Consider the following 19,227-nt stretch of genomic DNA (forward strand, 5'->3'; position numbering starts at 1 on the left):
CCGAACACGGAAGTTAAGCTCGCTTCTGCCGAAAATACTTGCCTGGAGACGGGCCGGAAAGATAGGTAGTGCCAACACAAAAGGTCTGATTTTAAATCGGACCTTTACATGCCTCCTTAGCTCAGTCGGTAGAGCATGCGGCTGTTAACCGCAGGGTCGTTGGTTCGAGTCCAACAGGTGGCGCCAAAACGCGGCTTGCCGCCAAGTTGTTTGACGGCAAGCCACGTTCTTTCCGAACGTAACGTGTGACGGCTTATGGGCCTTTAGCTCAGTTGGTTAGAGCAGCCGGCTCATAACCGGCCGGTCCACGGTTCGAGCCCGTGAAGGCCCACCAATGTAGGGGTATAGCTCAGCTGGTAGAGCAGCGGTCTCCAAAACCGCGTGCCGAGGGTTCGATTCCTTCTGCCCCTGCCAGAGTATTACAGAGCAATCTGTTTTCATAGTTACTTGTTTTAAATGGCTCGGTAGTTCAGTTGGTTAGAACGCCGGCCTGTCACGCCGGAGGTCGAGGGTTCAAGTCCCTTCCGAGTCGCCATTTAAATGTTCCAGCCGCTTGGCTGTTTGGATAAGCCACCGGGGTTTTACCCCCGGGCCAGGAAGATTCCAGGCTTGGCCTGTTCCAAATAGTTCCCATTTGGGAACACATTTGCTGCTATAGCTCAGTCGGTAGAGCGCATCCTTGGTAAGGATGAGGTCCCCAGTTCAAATCTGGGTAGCAGCTCCACGAAAACCCTTGAGCCGCAATGGTTCAAGGGTTTTTCTTTTTCCCTTATCTTGGAGACAATTCTGGTTTTAGCGTCCATTTAGCGTCCATTTTGACAAGGCGATACCACAGAGCACAAAAGCAGCGGCCGGAGATCTATTCCCCGGCCGCTTTTTTCTTGTTCTCTAATTCCGCCGGATCGACGGCTGTCTGCCCTGCTACAACATCGTTGAACCGGTCAAAGGTCTGCATGGCCCTGGCCTGGGCAGAGGCGATAGCATGGGCATATATGTTGGCTGTGGTGGATGTCTGTGCGTGGCCGAGCTGACGGGAGACGACCACCAGCGGCGTGCCGTCCGCGATCATCAACGAGGCGTAGGTGTGCCGCAGGCTGTGGACAGTCACCTTTGGGAGTCCGCTGCGGGCCACGAAAGTGCTGAACCACTGCGTCACACTGTCTGGGAAAATAGGGGCGCCCATATCAGTGGTGAACACCCGGCCGTCCCGATCCTCCCAGGCGTCTCCAAGTTTCTCCCGTTGGGTGTTCTGCCAGTGCTTATACTCCAATAGTATCATCACTGCAGCGGTGGAAATTGGCAGAGGCCGGACGGAGGAGTCGGTTTTTGGAGCGCCTATATAGACACCCATCCCCGACAAATAGTTTGAGGTCTGCCGAACGGTGATGGTGTGGGCATCCAAATCCACATCCTGCCATCGGAGCCCCAGCAGCTCCGCCCGGCGCAGGCCGGAGAGCAGGTCGAAAGTGATGACCGCCCGCCAGCGGATGGGCTCCTTCTGCAGCAGTTCCAGGAGCCGCCGGGCGTCGGACTCCTCCAAATAAGCGGCCTCCCGGCGGCCAAGGGCGGGCTTCTCCGCCGCGTCCGCCGGATTACTCTGGATATATCCCCATTTGACTGCCCGTGAGAGGATGGAGGATAGGGTACGGTGATAGGAGATCACGCTGGCCGGGGCCAGCGCCTCCCTGTGGGTGGTCACGGTGAATGCTTTGTTGAGGGGCATTCCCAGAGCCGCCGCGATAGCTTCGGCGGACTTCTTATTCACTGGCTTCCCCGCTATGGCTTGGTTGATAGTGGCCCGGCTGACGCCGGCCTTGCGGGAGAAGGCGGCCAGAGCGCCGCGCTGGGTGCCGATCTGGGGGCGAAGATCCAGCTTGCAGACAGCGGTGACACGGTTCCGGACGCCGCTCTCCTGGAGGTTGCGGTAAAAGCTGTTGACATGCGCTGTGCGGAGATCGCAGAGCCGGATGTGGCCCATAGCCTGGTTGATCCGCACCAGGTTCTCTGTGTAGGTGCGGACGGTCTTGGGCTTCAGGTAGAGCTTGGCATACTCGGCCATATACTTGGCTGCGAAGTCAGCGAAGCGGATGTTGGCGTTGGCGGAGCTCCCGGTCTTAACCTGCTCCTCGAACAGCACGGCCTGCCGCTCCAGCTCCTTTTTGACCTGCCGCTCCGTCATACCCGGCTCTGGAACCCAGGTCATGTACTGCCGGATGCGCTTGCCATTGTAGTCATAGCCTTGGGAGACGGTAATTTTATAGCCCTTCCCCTGTTTTTGAATGGTCGCCATGGGTATTTTGCTCCTTTCGCTTGCCCACAGCACCCTTCTATGATACAATAAAAGAGCGCTGTGGGTGGGCCTTTATCTGGCCCATGGTAATTCTGCTTTCGTAGTGGTTGGTGGGATTATATACATATGCGCTGCCGTCCTTGGTGCTGGTGACACCGGGGGCGGCTTTTTTTATTGTTGCTTTTGGCGGTAGGCGGTTGGCCTCTCCATCCCGGAGGGGACTTCTTGCCCCCTCCAGCAAGAGGGGGTGGTGCACATGGTTACATACTCAGACCTGTTTCAGTTCTGTCTTGTGGTCATTGGCATTGTCGGTCTGGTTATCCAGATTACAAAAAAGAAGTAACCGCCCTTCAGCTCCCCAGCTTAGCGGTTACTTCTGTGACCTAGCATAAGAGGGGCTGACCGTCTGCCGGCAGCGCCTTTTATGCTTTCTTTTGTACATTCAGTATAACCGCCCATATCTGAATTGTCAAGCCTCTGCCTGGCGCTAGCGTGCTGGGTGGGGGCTATTTATTTTATTGATAATAGTGCATCCAGCATCTGAGTAGTAGCAGCAAGTTTGTTAGTTGGGATGGAAAATACCTTATCGATCAAAGACCACATAGTCTCTTTGACTTGATCTGGGCAAGTGTATTTCTTAGATTTTCCATCTGACCCAATGATAAGAAAATCAGGGTAGAGGGTTTGACCTGGTCCTAAAGTACGAACCTGGGGAACAACAAAGGGAAAATTCGTGCGAAACATAGCAGCATCGGTACCCGGCTCCTCATCGTCGATTAAATAGGATACAGGGACATCAAATAACTGTGCTAAGGCTTTAATTTTGCTTGCTGGTATATCATCAACTCGACCGCACTCCCATTTGCTGACTGCGTTTTTCTTTACACCCAGTCTATCTCCTAGCTCTGTTTGTGTCATCTTTCGGCTTTTTCGGAGGGCTCGAATTTTATTTCCAGTCGTCATAGGAGAATCCTCCTCTTAGAAATTGGTATCTTTATAATACCACAAATTTTCTAAAAAATCAATATTAGTATCTTGACGGCGAGAAAAAATAGGTGTATAGTAACAGTATCCTGAAAAGGTGACTTTTGAGTGTTACATACGAAAGGAGGGGGTACACCATGGAAACGAATGGCCTCAAAGCCAAAATGGTTGAGTATGGCGATACCCAGGCCAAACTTGCTGAAGCCGTCGGAATCAGCCTGTCTAGACTGAATGCGAAGTTAAACGGAACCGATGGCGCGGAATTCACATTAGGCGAAATCAAGAAAATCAAAAAGAGATACGGCCTGGATGCAACTCAAATTGAGCGTATGTTCTTCTGAAAAAAGTATCTTAAAAGGGTGCTTTTTGATTGCGGTTATTGAAGGGAGGTGAGGAAGTTGGATGACAAAGATCCCCTTTATAGGTGGCGTTTCCTGATCTGGTTTATCGTCGGCTGCTTTGCGGGAGTGTTCATTTTGAAAGCCATTCTAGGATAAGACCGCCGATGACAGTAACGGCGACGCCAGAGACGAAGCCGAAAATGCGCTCCTTCCAGCGCTCTATCGCGGTCAACCGCCGGAACTCTTTGTAGTGAAGCCCCTCGTGTTTTAGGGTAAAGGCGATATTGACACGGCCCTTGCTGGAGTTGAGGCCCCAGTAACGGGCGACGCCCTTGGTCACAAGGTAGTCAACCGCCGCCAAGATTTCGCCCTTACCGGCTTCCACGGAGGAGCAGAGCTCTGAGAGCGGGATGTCTGCGTAGCTGTCCCAATCCTCAGAAATAGAGCACCGAGTTTCCGCCCCCTTGGGGGCCATGAATTTTAAGATTCTTTTTGTCAGTTTATCAGGCATTGCAACCACTCCCTTCACGCCCATTGTACCACCGGGGAGGAGAGGGGACAACCCACCAACCACCACTACCGAAGGAGGTATCACCATGTCAGACAAATCCATCCCGCGCATGCGGACTGCGGCCAAAATTGTAGCCGAGCTCAAAGCCCTGGACCCCGGCTGCGAGGTCACGGAGTACTACATCCGCCAGCTAATCCGCGAGGGCACCCTGCCCGTCGTATGGGCCGGCCACAAAGCCCTGGTCAACCTGGACGATGTGATCGACCTGCTCCAGCGGGGGACGCAGCGGCCGGAGGAGGAGCTGGAGACCGTGGGTGAAATCCGGCGGCTCAAGGCAATCTAATTGCTGCAGCACGGCCAACTGCTCCCCGCATGCCTAGATTGGACCGTGAAAAATCGGCCCTTATAGGAGCTGCGATCGGCCGGCCTCTGGCCATGGCCCGTCAGGATACCCGTCGGAAACCGCCGGAAACCGTGCCGCCTACTACACCCACCAACCACTACATCGATAAGGAGATCTGCACTATGGATAGCATTACCCCGTGGGAGAACCCCACCAAGATATCAGACCCGACTATGTATCACTGGCGCTGTGAACGCCTCTGGGCTGCGCGAGATCGCCGCCTGGATCGCCTGGTGCTGCGATGCCTGCGTACTTCTGCCGGTCTGCTGGCCGCGGCGATCTGCCTGGCCTTGCTGGTCGGATGATGTTGGACAACCCCCTGTCCTCCGCCGGGCGTCTGCTCATCGCCCGACACACAACCCTTCTTTGACTGCTGGGCGCCCGCTAAGTAACGGGCGTCCGGCGGAAGGCAGGGGAAACAGCTACAGCCCGTCTGATGATGGCCGCTGCCTGACGGGGCAGGGCCGAAACGCTCCGTAACTGGAGCGTCACGGGATCCCGTCGGCTCCAGGGGAGATCGCCGCCCTGATGATATATACCGTACCTTGGCAATGACATACATCCTATTCCCTGCCGGGCGCTCTGCGGTACAACCCCATTACACACATCGACCGTCCGACTATTCACCCACCCCAACTGCGGAGCGCCCGGCAGAGGGTAGGATACTCTCTTAATGCTGAAAGGAGTTGTTAATTATGATTGAAATCAAGATCACCGGCGCCACGCCCACCGAAGCACTGATTTCTCTGGCCGCCATGGGCCTGCACTGTCAGGCAGATCCCCTGATCGATACCGCTGCCCGCCAGCTGCTGGCGTCCGGCGGTGGGAGCGCGGAAGCTGTCGTGTCCAAGGTGCCCAAGAACCCGTCCATCCCTGCCGCTCCCGCTGCCCCTGCTTCTGCGTTGGCCCCAGCCCCCGTAGCTGCCCCGGTTGTCCCCGCTCCTGCCCCTGCTGCTCCGGCTGCCCCGGTAGCTCCTGGCCCGACTGCGGCCCCTGGTAGTATGCCTGCTGCAGCCACGCCGGCTCCCGCCTACACCCAGGAGCAACTGTCCAAGGCCGGCGTTGAGCTGGTGTCAACAGACCCCGCCAAGATGACTGCACTGTCCTCTCTGCTGGCGCAGTACGGTGTGCAGGCCATCACCCAGCTGGCCCCGGCCCAGTACGGCGCCTTTGCCACTGCTTTGAGGGGATTGGGGGCGCGGATCTGATGAGCACCCGTGCTACTTACTGCCTGGACGCAGCGCGCAAGGGCTGCATCTGCGCCCGGTGCGCCAGGGCAGCGGCGGAACCCGCCGGCTGCTGCGTACGCCACCCTGATGTCTACTGCCCGCCCGGTCTCGCGCCGGGCGGGACCCGACAGAGCTGCCCGGACTTCGTGGCAGCCAAGAGAGGAGGCGGCGACCATGCCCCCCAGTAATCACGCCCTACTTGGGGCCAGTAGCTCTAAACGCTGGCTCAACTGTCCGCCCTCCGCTCGGCTGGGTGAGGGGCTCCCGGACACGCCCAGCGACTATGCCGCCGCCGGCACCTTGGCCCACGCCATCGCCGAGCTGAAGGTGCGCAAGTACATTGAGCCCATGAGCACCCGGTCTTACAACAGCCAGATGAAGAAGCTGAAGGCAGACCCGCACTACGACAAGGGCATGGACGCCGCCACTGATTCCTACCTGGAGCACATCAAGGCCCTGGCCATGTCCTACGGCGCTGTCCAGCCCTTCATCGCGCTGGAGACTCAGGTGGACTTCTCCGACTTTGTGCCGGGGGGCTTTGGTACCGCCGACTGCATTGTGGTCGCACCACCCAGGATGTGCGTAGTGGACTACAAAAATGGCGCCGGCGTGCTGGTGGAGGCGGAGGACAACTCCCAGATGATGCTCTACGCCCTGGGTGCCCTCAAAACCTACTACCCCATTTACGGCGACTCTATCCGGGAGATCCATCTCTCTATCGTTCAGCCCAACGCCGGTGGAATCCGGGAGTGGGACACCACTGTGGAGGCCCTGCGTGAGTGGGGTGAGACGGTGGTGAAGCCGGCGGCGGCCCTGGCCTGGGAGGGCAAGGGGAACTTCGCCGCCGGAGACTGGTGCCGGTTCTGCAGGGCCCGAGCCCAGTGCTCCGCTCGTGCCAAGCAGATGCTGGAGCTGGGCGGGGCTCCCGGAGCTGGGCAGCCCATCGATGGCGCGCTCTACACCGACGAGCAGCTGGGCGACATTCTCACCCGCGGCCGAGCCCTGGCGGCCTGGATCAAGGATGTGGAGACTTACGCCCTGTCCGCTGCCCTCTCCGGACGGCAGATCGGCGGCTATAAGGTGGTAGCGGGCCGGGGCTCCAGGGACTGGGCCGGCGGCACTGACGCCGCCTTCGCCCAGCTGCAGAGCCGCGGAGTTGCCGAGGCGATGCTATATGAGCGCGAGCCGGTATCTGTGGCCGCCCTGGAGAAAGCAATGGGCAAGAAGACCTTTTCCGACACTGCCGGCGACCTGGTCGTCAAGCGGCCCGGCAAACCTGCCCTCGTCCCGGAGAACGATCCCCGCGAGCCATACACTCCTGCAGAGACGGCTTTTGAGGCGGTGACACCGGATGGCTGAAACCGTGTACACCCCGGACGGAAAGCTGCACACCCTGTTGGGCAGCTGTACCATCCAGGAGATCGTCCGTGAGTATGCGGGCGAGGACGCGGCCAAGTTGGTCGAAAACCTTGTCAGCAAAAACGCCCGCGCGGAGGCCATCGTTGAAACAGATCTCCTCAGCTATGAGCAAGATCTCGACCATTGGCACCGCATAGCCCAGGATTGGGCGGACGAGCTGGAGGCCATCTCCAAAAAGCTCGACGGGGACAAAGCGTTCCACAGGGCAGACGCCGCCCAGAGAATCCGTCTGCTCAAAAAACAAATTGAATCTGAATTATGAGAAGGAGGACATATCACTATGCCTATCACGATCTCTGGAGTTCGTTTTTCCTATTGTAATTTGTTCCAGCCCAAGCCGCCCTTCAATAACCCCGCGGGCGAGCCCAAGTACGGTTGCACGATCCTGGTTCCCAAGAGCAACACGGCAGCCAAGGCGGCCATCGACCAGGCCGTGGCCCAGGCCATTGAGGCGGGGGTCGCCACCAAGTGGAACGGCGTGCGGCCGCCCCAGCCCGCTATCTGCGTCCACGATGGCGACGGTCCCCGGCCCAGTGACGGCTCCGCTTTCGGTGAGGAGTGCAAGGGCTGCTGGGTGTTCACGGCCTCCAGCAAGCAGGCGCCTTTTGTGGTCGATAGCCAGGTGCAGCCCATCATCGACCCCACCCAGGTCTACAGCGGCATGTGGGGCAATGTCAATGTCAACTTCTTCGCCTATAACCAGGCTGGAAAGAAGGGGATCGGGTGCGGCCTGAACGGTGTCCAAAAGACTGCGGACGGAGACCCGCTGGGCAGCCACATCACTGCCCAGGACGCTTTCCAGGCGGTGGCTCCTGCCGCTCCTGCGTACCCAGGCTACCCCTCGGTCAACCCCATCACCGGTCTGCCCTGGTAGGAGGTGCGATCTATGAACGCTGTACGGCACCTCTCCATCGACATTGAGACCTACAGCGATGTGGACCTCGGAAAGGCCGGGCTCTATGCGTATGCCCAGAGCCCGGCCTTTTCCATCCTCCTGTTCGCCTACAGTCTTGATGATAGCCCTGTCCAGGTGGTAGACCTGGCGCAGGGAGAGCGGATACCCCAAGAGATTATGGCGCGAATGTTTGACCCTGCTACTATCAAACACGCCTACAATGCCGCCTTTGAGTGGTACTGCCTAAGTCGTCATTTTCGGCTCCACGAGAACATTAGCTATCCGCCAGAAGCCTGGCTCCCCCAGTGGCGATGCACCATGCTCCACGGGATGTATGGGGGATACCCTGCCGGATTGGAGGCCGTTGGCAAGGCCCTGGGGCTCCCGGAGGACCGCCAGAAGCTCTCCACCGGCCGGGCGCTGATCCGCTACTTCTGCGTGCCCTGCACGCCCACCAAGGCCAACGGCGGCCGCACCCGCAACCTTCCCCATCACGACCCAGCCAAGTGGGAGCTGTTCAAAAGCTACAACGCCCAGGATGTAGTGACAGAGATGGAGGTGGAGCGCCGGCTCTCCAGCGTCCCTGTACCTGACCAAGTGCAGGCCCAGTGGGTTACCGACCAGATCATCAACCTGCGGGGCGTGGCGGTAGACTGGCAGCTGGTGGATGGCGCTCTGGAGCTGGACGCCGCCGCCCGCTCCCAATACCTTCAGGAGGCGGTGGAGATCTCCGGACTGGATAACCCCAACAGCGTGGCCCAGCTGACCAAGTGGCTGCAGAAGGAGACCGGAGAGAAAATCACCGATTTGAAGAAGGCCACGGTCAGCAATCTGCTGGCCAAGGATCTGCCCGGTGACGCCGCCCGGCGTATGCTGGAGATCCGCAAGGAGCTGGGCAAGACCAGCAACAAAAAGTACGCCGCCCTGCAGGCCGCGGCCTGCTCCGACGGCCGGGTGCGGGGGCTGCTCCAGTTCTACGGGGCCTCCCGGACCGGGCGCTGGGCCGGCCGGATTGTCCAACCACAGAACCTGCCCCGTACCTATATCGATGGGGCGCTGCTGCCCCTGGCCCGCGACCTGGTCAAGGGGTGTCAGATGGATGCCCTGAAGATCGTGTTCGGCTCTGTGCCGGATACCCTGTCCCAGCTGATCCGCACCGCCTTCGTCGCTGCGCCCGGCTGCACCCTGGTGGATGCTGACTTTAGCGCCATCGAGGCCCGCGTGATTGCTTGGCTGGCCGGCGAGGAGTGGGTGCTGGAGGTGTTCCGCACCCACGGGAAGATCTACGAGGCCACGGCCTCCCAGATGTTCGGGATTCCCTTGGAAAAGATCCAGAAGGGCAGCCCAGAATACAGCTACCGCCAGAAGGGCAAGGTGGCCACACTGGCCCTGGGCTACCAGGGCGGCACCGGCTCCCTGATCAGCATGGGTGCTCTGGACAATGGGCTGACAGAGGAAGAGCTCCCCGACATTGTTTCCCGGTGGCGCAGCACCAACCCCGCTATTGTCCAGTTTTGGTACACCGTGGAGGCAGCGGCCAAGGAAGCGGTCAACAGCGGCCGGCGCATTGAGATCCAGAGCGGCCGCCTGGCTTTTGCCCGAGAGTGCGATCCTGCCAACGGCCTGGACGCTCTGACCATCCAGCTCCCCAACGGCCGGAAGCTCTACTATACACATCCACACATGGGTACCAACCGCTTCGGCCAGGCGGCCCTGTGCTACTACGGCCAGGATCAGACCACAAAGAAGTGGAAGTCCCTGGAGACCTACGGGGGCAAGCTGGCCGAGAACATCACCCAGGCCGTAGCGCGGGATGTGCTGGCCGAGGCCATCGAACGCCTGGAGGCTGTCGGATACCGCGTGGTGTTTCATATCCACGATGAAGTGGTCATTGAGGTGCCAGGCGGCACGAAGCAGGACCTGGAGCGGGTGGTCGAGATCATGAGTCTGGTGCCCGCCTGGGCCGAGGGGCTGCCGCTCACCGCTGACGGGTGGGTGAATCCCTTTTTCAAAAAGGACTGACCGGAGGATCTATGCCTAAGTTTATCCCCAAGGAGCACCAGAAACCCTTTGTGAAGATCTTCGAGCAACTTTGCCGGAGCCGACAGCCATGGCAGGTGTGGGCGGACTTCGTTACGATGTTCGCTATCGCCATCAGCAACAGCCTGGACAGGGATCGAGCGGAGCAGCGGGAGCGGCGGTACCTGGAACTCGCCGCTGGCTACCAGCCGAAGGAGCAGCAGTTGATCACCCAGCTGGTGACCGCCACGGTGGAGGCCCTGGATACGAACCAGGAGCAGGACTTCCTGGGCAACCTGTACATGGGCCTGGGAATGGGGAACCATTGGCGCGGTCAGTTCTTTACCCCGTACCACCTGTGCCAGGCCATGGCGGAGATGTCTCTGGCAGACGCAGACGAGCAGATCCGCCAGCAGGGCTGGATGTCCATCCTGGACCCTGCATGCGGTGCAGGCGCCACCCTGATCGCCACGGCCAACACCCTGCGCAGAGCAGGGATCAACTACCAGGAGCGCGCATTGTTCGTCGGACAGGACATCGACCCCGTGGTGGCCATGATGTGCTACATCCAGCTCTCCCTCCTGGGGTGCCCCGGATATGTTGCAGTTGGGAACTCGTTGACCAACCCTCTGACAGGGCACCCTCTGATTCCAGAGAGCCAATCAGGAGTGGATATTTGGATCACGCCAGTCTTTTTTACAACGAAATGGGCTATGAGGCGGGCGTCTGTCGCCACAGAAGCTGGGGCGTAGTGCTCTGAGTCCCCATGCCCGATGACAGATAGAAAAGGGGGTCCAGTACCCAATGAGCAGATACCCTAATTGGTCCGCTACAGAAGAAGAATATCTGGCTGAAAACTGGGGACGAACCTCAATTCCATCTCTCAGCAAACACCTTGGCCGTAGCCAGAACGCGGTTATTGTACGCGCCCAAAGGATGGGGCTGGGGGCCTTTCTGGAAAGCGGCGACTATGTTACTTACAACCAACTCCTGCTTGCAGTCACCAGAACCACAGCAGGAAGCGGCTATAAGCTCAAGAGCTGGGTAGAGAAGCGGGGCCTTCCGATCCACTACAAGCGTGTTGGGAAAAACCGCTGGAGAGTCGTGTACCTGGATGAATTTTGGGCATGGGCTGAGAAAAACAAGGCATTCATTGACTGGACAAAAATGGAACGCTATGCGCTGGGCGAAGAACCCGCCTGGGTAGAGGAGCAGCGGCGCCACTGTGCCAATTCATTCGCCAACCAGCGCAAGGACCCCTGGACCGGGTTCGAGGACAGCCGGCTGAAGGCGTTGCTGAAGCTGCACCGCTACGGATACGCGGAGCTGTCCAAGGAACTGCAGCGGAGTGTTGGGGCTATTCAGCGGCGTATCCAGGATCTTGGTCTGAAAGAGCGGCCCATCAGAGCAGATAACCACAACCCTTGGATGGCCGCGGAGTTTCAAATCCTGGCGGATGGTATCCGAGAGGGCCGAGGCTATTCGGAGATTGCGGATCAGGTTGGGCGCTCTGAAAAGGCGGTCCGCGGCCGTGTGTTCCAGGTATACAAGACCGAGAACTTGGATAAGGTCCGGGCTATGCTGGGGGCGGGGCCCTGGGGAACTGGCGCCCCAACCCCAACGGCCTGGCAAGATCGTTTCCACAAAGGAACCAGACGGCTGGTGAGCCAGCTGGCCGGACTTTTGGCATACCATCGGAACGAACTCGGATATGAGCCGTACTGGCAAAGGCACATGTGCCAGCATTGGAACCCGGTAAAGGGCTGTACTGCCGGCGAGGAAAACTGCGACACTTGTACTTCTTTCCAGCGGATCCGACCGCAATACTGCAAGCGGTGCGGCGGAGAGTTCCTGGAGCGGCAAGTTCACGACTTCTGCTCCAGATGCCGGGCAGCGCGGAAGAAACAGGCCCAGAAGAAATACGCCGTGCTCCAAGCCAGAAGCCGGCTTTGACACCCACTAACCACTACGAAAGAAGGTAATTGCTTATGTTTGCCCCACAGTTTGAAGTGAAAGTTTCCCTCTACTTCCGCATCCATGATTCGGTCCTGTATGGAGGACCCGGATCGGAAGGTTATGCGGAGTATTCTATGTATGTGAATCCATCTGGCACCGCCAAGCTGGAGGATCTGACCGATCCTTTCGCGGACAAAATCAGGATGGAAATGGCCGAGTTTTGCGGAGTGTCCCCCGACCAAGTGGAGTACATCACCCGTGAGGTATACGAGCAGGAGACCGAGGAGGATGATGACCTCTCGTGCGGTGGGTCGCAATGAAGATCCTATCCTGCGGCGCCGGGATGCAGTCGAGCGCCCTGCATCTGATGTCCTGCGAGAATGTTCTGGCCGCAAAGCGGGGAGAACCGCCTGTGTGGCCCCAGGTGCCGATTTATGACATCTCCATTTTCTGCGACCTCGGCTTTGAGCCTCCATGGGTTGCTCGACAGGTAAAGTTTCTGGAAGATGCCGGCCATTCCTGCGGGGTGCCCCTGGTGATCCTGCGTTCTCCGCTCTACTCCGACTTTATGGAGAATTTCGGGGAGCGAAGAACCATCAGCATCCCCTGGTGGACGCTGAAGCAGGACGGTCACAAAAGCAAGATGCCGCGCAACTGCACCATCGACTACAAGGTGGAGCTGATCTCCAAATATGTCCGCTGGGAGTTGCTGGGCTACCGGAAAGGTCAGAGGCTCCGGGAGGAGGACAAGAAAGCCCATGAGATGCACATGGGCTTTAGTGCGGAGGAGTCCCGCCGGTGCAAAGAGAGCCCGAACCCGATGTTTGTGAACCGATTTCCATTGGTCGATATGGGCCTCACCCGGGCGGACAACTACGCCTACATCAAGGATGTGTGGGGGCTGGAGACTAAGGCGAGTGCCTGTACCTTTTGCCCCTTTCACAAAAATTATTTTTTCCTATATCTGAAAGAACATGAGCCGGAGCAGTATGCCCAGCTGGTGGAATTGGACGAGCTGTTGCGGGATAAAACGCCAAAGCCGCCTATGGACAGCGACTTATTCATCTCGAGAAGCAGGAAGCGCCTCGCTGACCTCACCCCGGAGGACTGTTGCGATGCTGAATGCTTTGAATACTGTGGAAAGCAAATTTGGAATGGCTTTTAGAAGGAGACGATGAAGAAATGTGTAAAATCAGAACCGTGCGTTGCGCGAACTACACGGCCAACCTTGGAGAGACCTTCCGTTTTTCTCTTCTTCGGAACGATGGTCGCCCGCGGCTGTTGGTTCAGACAGGGACGGTGCAGCGGATCCACAGGGCCGGAGGAAAAATGGCCATTGATATGCGCATTCCGGCACTGAACTGCACCCACAGCTACTTTGCTTCGGAGATCTATTACCGGGGCCTGCCAAAGGAGGAGTAACTGCCATGCATGTGATCTATAAAGCGCCTGAGTGTCCGCCGGAGCCGCGGGACATCCCCAACACCCTGGAGGAGCTGCAGGCCACTGTGGGCGGATATATTGAGACCGTCACCCTGGCCGCAGACGCGGCCATCATCTGCAACGAGGAGGGCCGGCTCCTGGGGCTCCCGTATAACTGCCGCTTTTTAGGTGTCGATTTTGTAGGGCCGATCCTGGTGGTCGGCGTAGCTGGAGACAAATTTACCGACCTAGACCCAACGGCTATGGGTATGCTGCTGCATGACCTATCGGAGGTTTCAAAGGCATGATCAATACACATCCAACCCGCTGTAATATCTGCGGCGGGCCTGTAGTTTTTTGCTCAAATGCCCGTGTATATGGCCGGGAATATGGGAGTGGCTATTGCTACCTCTGTCAGTCCTGCGGGGCTTATGTGGGGACACACAGACCCCGACCACGAGAGGCACTAGGCATCCTGGCGGATGAGCCAATGAGGGCAGGGAAAAAGATGTGTCACGCACTCTTTGACCCTCTCTGGAAGGGAAAGCCGAACGCACACAAAAAGCGGAATGATCTGTATGCCTGGCTGGCCGAACAGATGGGTATTCCTGTAGAGAACTGCCACTTTGGCTATTTTGATGTAGCCCAGCTTCGGCAGGCGTATAGCATCCTGTGCAGTATACAAGGCTGTCAAATGAGATACGACAACTGCGGGAAGCTCCACTTTGAGCTTGGCCGATGAAGCAGAGAGAAATTGACTATAATGAATCACCGCCGTACAGCCTGCCGGGATTTGGTCCTTATCCCCCATCCCGGCGGGCCCACGGCCCCATACGCCCATCAGCGGCCGCGCGAGGCCGCCCAGGGCCCAAAGAGAACGCTGCCGCTTTAGGAGGCACCGACTATGACAAATGACAGACTAATCACCATTACTGTAGGGGCCAGCCGCCGGGCCATCCAGTGGAACCCACAGACCCTGCTGATTTCAGAGTTGTACGAGAAGCTGCGCCTGCCGGCCCGCAGCACAGAAACCATGGCCCAGTACCTGGCCCTCTCCAAAGGGCAGCAGGACGACCTGAAGGATGTGGGCGGCTTTGTGGCCGGCACCCTGAATGGCCCCCGCCGCAAGGCCAGCGCAGTCACTGGGCGGGATGTGCTGACTCTGGATCTGGACAATATCCCCGCGGGGGATACAGAGTCTGTATGCGCCAGGGTGGCGGCACTGGGATATGGCTACTGTATCTACTCCACCCGTAAACACCGCCCGGACGCCCCCCGGCTGCGTGTGCTGCTCCCACTGGATCGCGCCTGTACCGCTGACGAGTACGAGCCCATTGCGCGCAAAGTAGCCTGGTACATCGACTCGACCATGGCGCTGTTTGATCCAACGACTTTTGAACCCAGTCGGCTGATGTACTGGCCCAGCTGCTGCGCGGATGGTCAGTATGTCTACTACTGGGACGATAAGCCGATGCTGTCTGCAGACCGCCTGCTGGGGGACTATGCGGACTGGCGCGATACTACCGCCTGGCCGACCATACCGGGGGCTGTGAGCCCCGCCAGGCTGGCGGCCAAGCAGGGGGACCCACTGGCCAAACATGGCATTGTAGGGGCATTCTGCCGCACCTACGATGTGCCAGCGGCCATGGACAAGTTCTTGCCCGGCCTCTATGAGCCGACGGTCATACCGGGCCGCTACACCTACACCGGCGGCTCCACTACCGGCGGCGCGGTGCTCTACGACAACGGCAAATTCTTATACTCCCACCACGCCACAGATCCCTGCAGCGGGAAGCTGGTCAACTCCTTTGACCTGGTGCGGCTCCACTGCTTTGGGGGCAAGGACGACGAGGCCCAGCCCGATACCCCCACCAACCGCCTGCCCAGCTACACGGCCATGTGCGAGCTGGCCGCCCAGGATCAGCAGGTCTCTGGCCTGCTGCTGGACGAGCGTTGGCGGAATGCGCAGGCGGCCTTTGGCCCGGCCGGCGCGCCCGATCCGGCGGACGATGGCAGCTGGAGGCGGCCTCCCATCATGGAGGTGGACGCCCAGGGGAAGCCCGTCAAGTCCATGAAGAACCTGCGCACGGTGCTGGAGAATGACCCAAATCTGAAGGGGAAGCTGCAGCTGAATCTGTTCTCCGGCCGCATTGATGTGACCGGGGAGCTGCCCTGGAGGCGGCCGGGAAATGTACAGACCTTTGGGGACGAAGACGCGGCCCAGCTCCGTATTTACTTGGAGCCTTTCTTTGGCAAGGTGGCCAAAAACGATGTTCTGGACGCAGTGGCCGCCTGCGCCAGTGATCAGGCGTATCATCCGGTGCGTGACTACCTGAACAGCCTCCAGTGGGATGGTGTGCCACGACTGGATATGCTGCTTGTGGACTACATGGGCGCTGAAAATACTCCGTACATCCAGGCGGTGACCAGGAAGGCCTTCACCGCGGCCGTGGCCCGCGTTATGACGCCCGGCTGTAAGTACGACACCATGCTGGTGCTGATCGGGGGCCAGGGGCGGTATAAGTCCACGCTGTTCAGGGTGATGGGCGGCTCTTGGTTCAGCGACAGCCTGCGCACCTTTGGCGACAAGGACTCCATGGAGACCATTCAGGGCACCTGGATCAACGAAGTGGCCGAGATGCAGGCGCTGGCCAAGTCAGAGATCAACGCGGTAAAAATGTTCCTGTCAAAGAGCAGCGACTACTACCGGGCGGCCTATGGCCGATACACCGCAGACCGGCCCCGGCAGTGCGTTTTCTTCGGCACCTCGAACACCAAAGAGTGCCTGACCGATACGACCGGAAACCGCCGGTTCTGGCCGGTGGACATCGACCAGCAGACGAGGAAAAAAGATGTCTGGTCTGAGCTGGCGACGGAGCGGGATCAGCTCTGGGCCGAGGCCATGGTGCGCTGGCGCCTGGGCGAGTCGCTGTCTCTGCCCCCGGCGCTGGAGAGAGAGGCCCTGGCCGCGCAGGAGGCTCACCGGGAGCGGCACCCTTGGGAGGGCATTATCGCGGACTTTTTGGAGGAAGAGATCCCCGTGGACTGGCCGAAGTGGGACATTGCCAAACGGCAGATGTGGCGGGCCGGCGGGATGAAGTACACTGGCCCGACGGCACCCAGGAGCCGGGTGTGCGCCGCAGAGATCTGGTGCGAGGCCCTGGGGAAGCCGAAGGGAGATATGCGCCAGCGGGAGGCGCGGGAGATCAACGGCCTGCTGGCACGGGCGCCCGGATGGACTTCGATGGGCCCAGCAGGAGCGGGAAAGCCCTATGGAGTACAGCGGTGCTTTGAACGCGAATAGCCACCAGCGCAATGTTTACACCTGCAAAAAAGTTTACACTTTGGATTTTACAGATTAACAGGAGTAAAACGCGGGTGTAAAGGCGTGAGTAAAGGCTGAAACCATTGTGCCGCAAGGGATAGAACGCAAAATTTACACATTTACAGATTTATATATAGAGAAAATAGAATTAGGTAATTAGAGGGGTATATATGCGCCTACACGCCTAATGCGCACGCGTATATAGGAAATCTGCGAATCTGTAAATACCGGCTTCAAGGACAAAAGGAGGACATAACGATGAAAAAGGCAACAGAATACTTGTGGGCTGGTCTGGATCTGGGGCGCTTTGCGGTGGTGGCCATCTGGCCCCAGAATGCGCGGGACGCTGTGGTGCTGATGCGCAGCCGAAAGACCGGCGATCCCCAGCCCTGGTGCCTGGAGTATCGGGGCAGCGGTTACTACTTCGGGACTGCGGGGGAGGCCATGGAGTACTGCGAGCGCCGCGGCTTCAAGATGGAGGCCGCGTTGTGAAAGAGTCAGAGCTGGAGCTCCGCTTAGTGCGAGGGGTGAGCCGGCTGGGCGGCCGGGCGTACAAGTTTGTGAGCCCCGGCAATGTCGGGGTGCCGGACCGTCTGGTGGTTCTGCCGGGCGGGATAGTGCTTTTCGCAGAGCTGAAGGCCGATGGCGGCCGGCTGCGCAAAATGCAGTTGTACCAGATCGCCCAGCTGCGCCAGCTGGGGGCAGTGGTGCAGGAAGTGAGAGGCGAAGCAGGGGTACAGAGTTTTCTTCTGCTGTGCCAGGAGTACATGAGAGGGGCGGATATTCCGTGATTTTTAACCCGCATAACTATCAGCGATATGCCATTGACCGGATCATCGCCGATCCGTATCTGGGCCTCTTCCTGGATATGGGACTTGGCAAGACGGTGATCACTCTGACGGCCATCAACGAGCTGCGGTACAACCGCTGGGCAGTGGCCCGGTGCCTGGTGGTGGCACCGAAGAAGGTGGCCGAGGCCACTTGGGCGGCGGAGGCTGCCAAGTGGGAGCACCTGAAGCACCTGCGGATCGTCCCAGTACTGGGCAGCGCCGCGAAGCGGCTGCGGGCCCTGAACACGCCGGGAGATATCTGGGTGATCAACCGCGAGAACATACCGTGGCTGGTGGACTACTACCGCAACGCCTGGCCCTTTGACATGGTGGTGCTGGACGAGTCCTCCAGCTTCAAAAATCCCCAGAGCAAGCGCTTCAAGGCCTTAAAGCTGGTACGGCCTCGGATCAGCCGCCTGGTGGAGCTGACCGGTACGCCGGCGCCCAACGGCCTGGAGGATCTGTGGGCGCAGATCTATCTGCTGGACGGCGGGGCCCGGCTGGGGCGGACGATCTCCAGTTACCGGGAGGCGTTTTTCACCGAGGACCGGGCTTATCCAGGACAGCAGTACCGCACATACAGCCCGCAGGCAGGGGCGGACGGCAGAATCCGTGAGGCCATATCCGACATCTGCGTCAGCATGAAGGCAGAGGACTATTTGACCTTGCCCGACTACATCGAGGACATCGTGCCGGTGTCCTTGGACGACAAGGCCAAGAAGGCCTACAAAAAGCTGGAGCGGGATATGCTGCTGCAGGTAGATGATCAGACGGTCACCGCCGGAACCGCGGCCGTGTTGAACGGGAAGCTGCTGCAGCTGTGCAGCGGAGCCGTCTATGACGGGAACGGCGTAGCGGCCGAGGTGCACAACTGCAAGATCGAGGCCTTCATGGAAGTCGTGGAGCAGCTGCACGGGGAGCACGCACTGGTGTTCTACTGGTTCCAGCATGAGCGTGACCGCCTGCTGGCCGCGTTGGAGAAGTCTGGCCTCCGGGTGAGGGTATATCAGGGAGCCGCCGATGAACAGGCATGGAACGCCGGAGAGGTGGACCTGCTGCTGGCCCATCCGGCGTCTTGTGGGTACGGGTTGAACCTTCAGGCCGGCGGACACCACATCGTCTGGTATGGGTATCCCAACTGGGCGCTGGAGATCTACCAGCAGGCCAATAAGCGCCTGCACCGGCAGGGACAGCAGTATCCGGTCATTGCCCACCACCTGGTGGTCCAGGGCGGTATGGATGAGGCCGTGGTGGCTGTACTGCATGACAAAGGGGACTGTCAGGAGGCACTGATGCAGGCACTGAAGGCCAGGATCCGGAAAGCGAGGGAGGCAGCATGAGAGATTCTTTTTCCTACCGCCTGCGTCAGCTGCGGGAGAAAAATCACCTGACCCAGAAGGCATTGGGGGAGCGGTGCGGTTTGAGTAAAAACATCATTGGCCAGTACGAAAAAGGGGAGAAAATACCGTCCCTTGTAACCCTGATTGAACTGGCAGACATTTTCGATGTCTCACTCGACTACCTCGTGGGCCGAAAAAATTATTTTTGAGCGTCCCACCAGTGGTGGGAAACTTGGCGCCGAAGTGTGTTATCGTAAAAATAA

At 59.0% G+C, this 19,227-nt stretch carries 23 protein-coding genes and 5 tRNA genes; 25 read left to right on the forward strand and 3 right to left on the reverse strand.

Features of this window, described 5'->3' with window-relative positions:
• Positions 1 to 110 precede the first annotated feature (110 nt).
• The 5 genes from H6B31_RS05370 to H6B31_RS05390 all read left to right on the forward strand — a co-directional run bounded on the left by H6B31_RS05370 (position 111) and on the right by H6B31_RS05390 (position 724).
• Positions 111 to 186 (forward strand) — tRNA-Asn (locus H6B31_RS05370).
• 71 nt (positions 187 to 257) lie between these two features.
• Positions 258 to 334: transfer RNA gene (locus H6B31_RS05375), tRNA-Ile, on the forward strand.
• 4 nt (positions 335 to 338) lie between these two features.
• Positions 339 to 414, forward strand: a tRNA-Trp gene (locus H6B31_RS05380).
• 44 nt (positions 415 to 458) lie between these two features.
• Positions 459 to 535, forward strand: a tRNA-Asp gene (locus H6B31_RS05385).
• Positions 536 to 648: 113 nt separating this feature from the next.
• Positions 649 to 724, forward strand: a tRNA-Thr gene (locus tag H6B31_RS05390).
• A 135-nt stretch (positions 725 to 859) separates the two neighbouring features.
• On the opposite strand, the gene H6B31_RS05395 is transcribed toward H6B31_RS05390, so the two are convergent.
• On the reverse strand, positions 860 to 2,290 hold the full coding sequence (locus H6B31_RS05395; RefSeq protein WP_204897570.1) for a site-specific integrase: 1,431 nt from the start codon (positions 2,288 to 2,290) through the stop codon (positions 860 to 862).
• A gap of 510 nt (positions 2,291 to 2,800) precedes the next feature.
• Positions 2,801 to 3,253 carry a helix-turn-helix domain-containing protein gene (locus H6B31_RS05400; RefSeq protein WP_204897571.1) on the reverse strand — a complete coding sequence of 151 codons (453 nt, stop codon included), beginning with the start codon at positions 3,251 to 3,253 and terminating at the stop codon, positions 2,801 to 2,803.
• 158 nt (positions 3,254 to 3,411) lie between these two features.
• Between H6B31_RS05400 and H6B31_RS05405 the strand changes: the two genes are divergently transcribed.
• Positions 3,412 to 3,615: a helix-turn-helix domain-containing protein gene (locus H6B31_RS05405; protein WP_204897572.1), complete on the forward strand. Its 204-nt coding sequence runs from the start codon at positions 3,412 to 3,414 to the stop codon at positions 3,613 to 3,615.
• A 130-nt stretch (positions 3,616 to 3,745) separates the two neighbouring features.
• Here H6B31_RS05405 and H6B31_RS05410 read toward each other — a convergent pair whose 3' ends face one another.
• The gene (locus H6B31_RS05410) at positions 3,746 to 4,126 is read right to left on the reverse strand and encodes a hypothetical protein (RefSeq protein WP_204897573.1); all 381 of its coding nucleotides are present in this window, start codon (positions 4,124 to 4,126) and stop codon (positions 3,746 to 3,748) included.
• Between the two features lie 85 nt (positions 4,127 to 4,211).
• On the opposite strand from H6B31_RS05410, the gene H6B31_RS05415 reads away from it, so the two are divergent.
• From H6B31_RS05415 to H6B31_RS05505, 19 genes are all read left to right on the forward strand, one after another.
• Complete coding sequence (locus tag H6B31_RS05415) at positions 4,212 to 4,469, forward strand: hypothetical protein (RefSeq protein ID WP_204897574.1); 258 nt, start codon at positions 4,212 to 4,214, stop codon at positions 4,467 to 4,469.
• 182 nt (positions 4,470 to 4,651) lie between these two features.
• Positions 4,652 to 4,834, forward strand: a complete 183-nt coding sequence (locus H6B31_RS05420; RefSeq protein ID WP_204897575.1) for a hypothetical protein — start codon at positions 4,652 to 4,654, stop codon at positions 4,832 to 4,834.
• 390 nt (positions 4,835 to 5,224) lie between these two features.
• The gene (locus H6B31_RS05425; protein WP_204897577.1) at positions 5,225 to 5,737 is read left to right on the forward strand and encodes a hypothetical protein; all 513 of its coding nucleotides are present in this window, start codon (positions 5,225 to 5,227) and stop codon (positions 5,735 to 5,737) included.
• A gap of 195 nt (positions 5,738 to 5,932) precedes the next feature.
• Positions 5,933 to 7,117: a DUF2800 domain-containing protein gene (locus H6B31_RS05430; protein ID WP_204897578.1), complete on the forward strand. Its 1,185-nt coding sequence runs from the start codon at positions 5,933 to 5,935 to the stop codon at positions 7,115 to 7,117.
• A complete protein-coding gene (locus H6B31_RS05435) occupies positions 7,110 to 7,439 on the forward strand; it encodes a hypothetical protein (protein WP_204897579.1) in 330 nt (109 codons plus the stop codon). The genes H6B31_RS05430 and H6B31_RS05435 overlap by 8 nt, the downstream gene beginning before the upstream one ends.
• Positions 7,440 to 7,457: 18 nt before the next feature.
• Positions 7,458 to 8,051, forward strand: coding sequence for a DUF2815 family protein (locus H6B31_RS05440; protein ID WP_204897580.1), 594 nt, complete (start codon positions 7,458 to 7,460; stop codon positions 8,049 to 8,051).
• A gap of 12 nt (positions 8,052 to 8,063) precedes the next feature.
• Entirely contained in the window at positions 8,064 to 10,094 is a 2,031-nt protein-coding gene (locus H6B31_RS05445; RefSeq protein ID WP_204897581.1) for a DNA polymerase, read from the forward strand.
• An 11-nt stretch (positions 10,095 to 10,105) separates the two neighbouring features.
• Positions 10,106 to 10,843, forward strand: a complete 738-nt coding sequence (locus H6B31_RS05450; protein ID WP_204897582.1) for an N-6 DNA methylase — start codon at positions 10,106 to 10,108, stop codon at positions 10,841 to 10,843.
• A 52-nt stretch (positions 10,844 to 10,895) separates the two neighbouring features.
• The gene (locus tag H6B31_RS05455; protein ID WP_204897583.1) at positions 10,896 to 12,044 is read left to right on the forward strand and encodes a hypothetical protein; all 1,149 of its coding nucleotides are present in this window, start codon (positions 10,896 to 10,898) and stop codon (positions 12,042 to 12,044) included.
• Between the two features lie 35 nt (positions 12,045 to 12,079).
• Entirely contained in the window at positions 12,080 to 12,367 is a 288-nt protein-coding gene (locus H6B31_RS05460) for a hypothetical protein (RefSeq protein WP_204897584.1), read from the forward strand.
• Complete coding sequence (locus tag H6B31_RS05465) at positions 12,364 to 13,212, forward strand: hypothetical protein (protein ID WP_243418862.1); 849 nt, start codon at positions 12,364 to 12,366, stop codon at positions 13,210 to 13,212. The genes H6B31_RS05460 and H6B31_RS05465 overlap by 4 nt, the downstream gene beginning before the upstream one ends.
• Positions 13,213 to 13,229: 17 nt before the next feature.
• Complete coding sequence (locus tag H6B31_RS05470) at positions 13,230 to 13,469, forward strand: hypothetical protein (RefSeq protein WP_204897585.1); 240 nt, start codon at positions 13,230 to 13,232, stop codon at positions 13,467 to 13,469.
• A 5-nt stretch (positions 13,470 to 13,474) separates the two neighbouring features.
• Complete coding sequence (locus H6B31_RS05475) at positions 13,475 to 13,777, forward strand: DUF3846 domain-containing protein (RefSeq protein WP_204897590.1); 303 nt, start codon at positions 13,475 to 13,477, stop codon at positions 13,775 to 13,777.
• Positions 13,774 to 14,211 (forward strand): zinc-finger-containing protein, encoded by a 438-nt coding sequence (locus tag H6B31_RS05480; RefSeq protein ID WP_204897592.1) that lies wholly within the window; start codon positions 13,774 to 13,776, stop codon positions 14,209 to 14,211. The genes H6B31_RS05475 and H6B31_RS05480 overlap by 4 nt, the downstream gene beginning before the upstream one ends.
• Positions 14,212 to 14,373: 162 nt before the next feature.
• Positions 14,374 to 16,773 (forward strand): virulence-associated E family protein, encoded by a 2,400-nt coding sequence (locus tag H6B31_RS05485; RefSeq protein WP_204897594.1) that lies wholly within the window; start codon positions 14,374 to 14,376, stop codon positions 16,771 to 16,773.
• A gap of 279 nt (positions 16,774 to 17,052) precedes the next feature.
• Positions 17,053 to 17,286, forward strand: a complete 234-nt coding sequence (locus tag H6B31_RS05490) for a hypothetical protein (protein ID WP_204897596.1) — start codon at positions 17,053 to 17,055, stop codon at positions 17,284 to 17,286.
• Positions 17,283 to 17,585 (forward strand): PDDEXK family nuclease, encoded by a 303-nt coding sequence (locus tag H6B31_RS05495; protein ID WP_204897598.1) that lies wholly within the window; start codon positions 17,283 to 17,285, stop codon positions 17,583 to 17,585. The genes H6B31_RS05490 and H6B31_RS05495 overlap by 4 nt, the downstream gene beginning before the upstream one ends.
• The gene (locus H6B31_RS05500) at positions 17,582 to 18,964 is read left to right on the forward strand and encodes an SNF2-related protein (protein WP_204897599.1); all 1,383 of its coding nucleotides are present in this window, start codon (positions 17,582 to 17,584) and stop codon (positions 18,962 to 18,964) included. The genes H6B31_RS05495 and H6B31_RS05500 overlap by 4 nt, the downstream gene beginning before the upstream one ends.
• The gene (locus H6B31_RS05505; RefSeq protein WP_204897601.1) at positions 18,961 to 19,173 is read left to right on the forward strand and encodes a helix-turn-helix domain-containing protein; all 213 of its coding nucleotides are present in this window, start codon (positions 18,961 to 18,963) and stop codon (positions 19,171 to 19,173) included. The genes H6B31_RS05500 and H6B31_RS05505 overlap by 4 nt, the downstream gene beginning before the upstream one ends.
• Positions 19,174 to 19,227 lie beyond the last annotated feature (54 nt).

Source organism: Pseudoflavonifractor capillosus (assembly GCF_016899775.1).
Classification (GTDB): domain Bacteria; phylum Bacillota; class Clostridia; order Oscillospirales; family Oscillospiraceae; genus Lawsonibacter.

Excerpts from the sequence above, each read along its gene's own strand:
- H6B31_RS05450 (WP_204897582.1), top strand. The coding sequence starts at position 10,106 with ATGCCTAAGTTTATCCCCAAGGAGCACCAGAAACCCTTTGTGAAGATC.
- H6B31_RS05415 (WP_204897574.1), top strand. The coding sequence starts at position 4,212 with ATGTCAGACAAATCCATCCCGCGCATGCGGACTGCGGCCAAAATTGTA.
- H6B31_RS05455 (WP_204897583.1), top strand. The coding sequence starts at position 10,896 with ATGAGCAGATACCCTAATTGGTCCGCTACAGAAGAAGAATATCTGGCT.
- H6B31_RS05485 (WP_204897594.1), top strand. The coding sequence starts at position 14,374 with ATGACAAATGACAGACTAATCACCATTACTGTAGGGGCCAGCCGCCGG.
- H6B31_RS05490 (WP_204897596.1), top strand. The coding sequence starts at position 17,053 with ATGAAAAAGGCAACAGAATACTTGTGGGCTGGTCTGGATCTGGGGCGC.
- H6B31_RS05505 (WP_204897601.1), top strand. The coding sequence starts at position 18,961 with ATGAGAGATTCTTTTTCCTACCGCCTGCGTCAGCTGCGGGAGAAAAAT.
- H6B31_RS05445 (WP_204897581.1), top strand. The coding sequence starts at position 8,064 with ATGAACGCTGTACGGCACCTCTCCATCGACATTGAGACCTACAGCGAT.
- H6B31_RS05465 (WP_243418862.1), top strand. The coding sequence starts at position 12,364 with ATGAAGATCCTATCCTGCGGCGCCGGGATGCAGTCGAGCGCCCTGCAT.
- H6B31_RS05460 (WP_204897584.1), top strand. The coding sequence starts at position 12,080 with ATGTTTGCCCCACAGTTTGAAGTGAAAGTTTCCCTCTACTTCCGCATC.
- H6B31_RS05420 (WP_204897575.1), top strand. The coding sequence starts at position 4,652 with ATGGATAGCATTACCCCGTGGGAGAACCCCACCAAGATATCAGACCCG.
- H6B31_RS05440 (WP_204897580.1), top strand. The coding sequence starts at position 7,458 with ATGCCTATCACGATCTCTGGAGTTCGTTTTTCCTATTGTAATTTGTTC.
- H6B31_RS05475 (WP_204897590.1), top strand. The coding sequence starts at position 13,475 with ATGCATGTGATCTATAAAGCGCCTGAGTGTCCGCCGGAGCCGCGGGAC.
- H6B31_RS05430 (WP_204897578.1), top strand. The coding sequence starts at position 5,933 with ATGCCCCCCAGTAATCACGCCCTACTTGGGGCCAGTAGCTCTAAACGC.
- H6B31_RS05435 (WP_204897579.1), top strand. The coding sequence starts at position 7,110 with ATGGCTGAAACCGTGTACACCCCGGACGGAAAGCTGCACACCCTGTTG.
- H6B31_RS05400 (WP_204897571.1), bottom strand. The coding sequence starts at position 3,253 with ATGACGACTGGAAATAAAATTCGAGCCCTCCGAAAAAGCCGAAAGATG.
- H6B31_RS05425 (WP_204897577.1), top strand. The coding sequence starts at position 5,225 with ATGATTGAAATCAAGATCACCGGCGCCACGCCCACCGAAGCACTGATT.
- H6B31_RS05480 (WP_204897592.1), top strand. The coding sequence starts at position 13,774 with ATGATCAATACACATCCAACCCGCTGTAATATCTGCGGCGGGCCTGTA.
- H6B31_RS05470 (WP_204897585.1), top strand. The coding sequence starts at position 13,230 with ATGTGTAAAATCAGAACCGTGCGTTGCGCGAACTACACGGCCAACCTT.
- H6B31_RS05405 (WP_204897572.1), top strand. The coding sequence starts at position 3,412 with ATGGAAACGAATGGCCTCAAAGCCAAAATGGTTGAGTATGGCGATACC.
- H6B31_RS05395 (WP_204897570.1), bottom strand. The coding sequence starts at position 2,290 with ATGGCGACCATTCAAAAACAGGGGAAGGGCTATAAAATTACCGTCTCC.
- H6B31_RS05410 (WP_204897573.1), bottom strand. The coding sequence starts at position 4,126 with ATGCCTGATAAACTGACAAAAAGAATCTTAAAATTCATGGCCCCCAAG.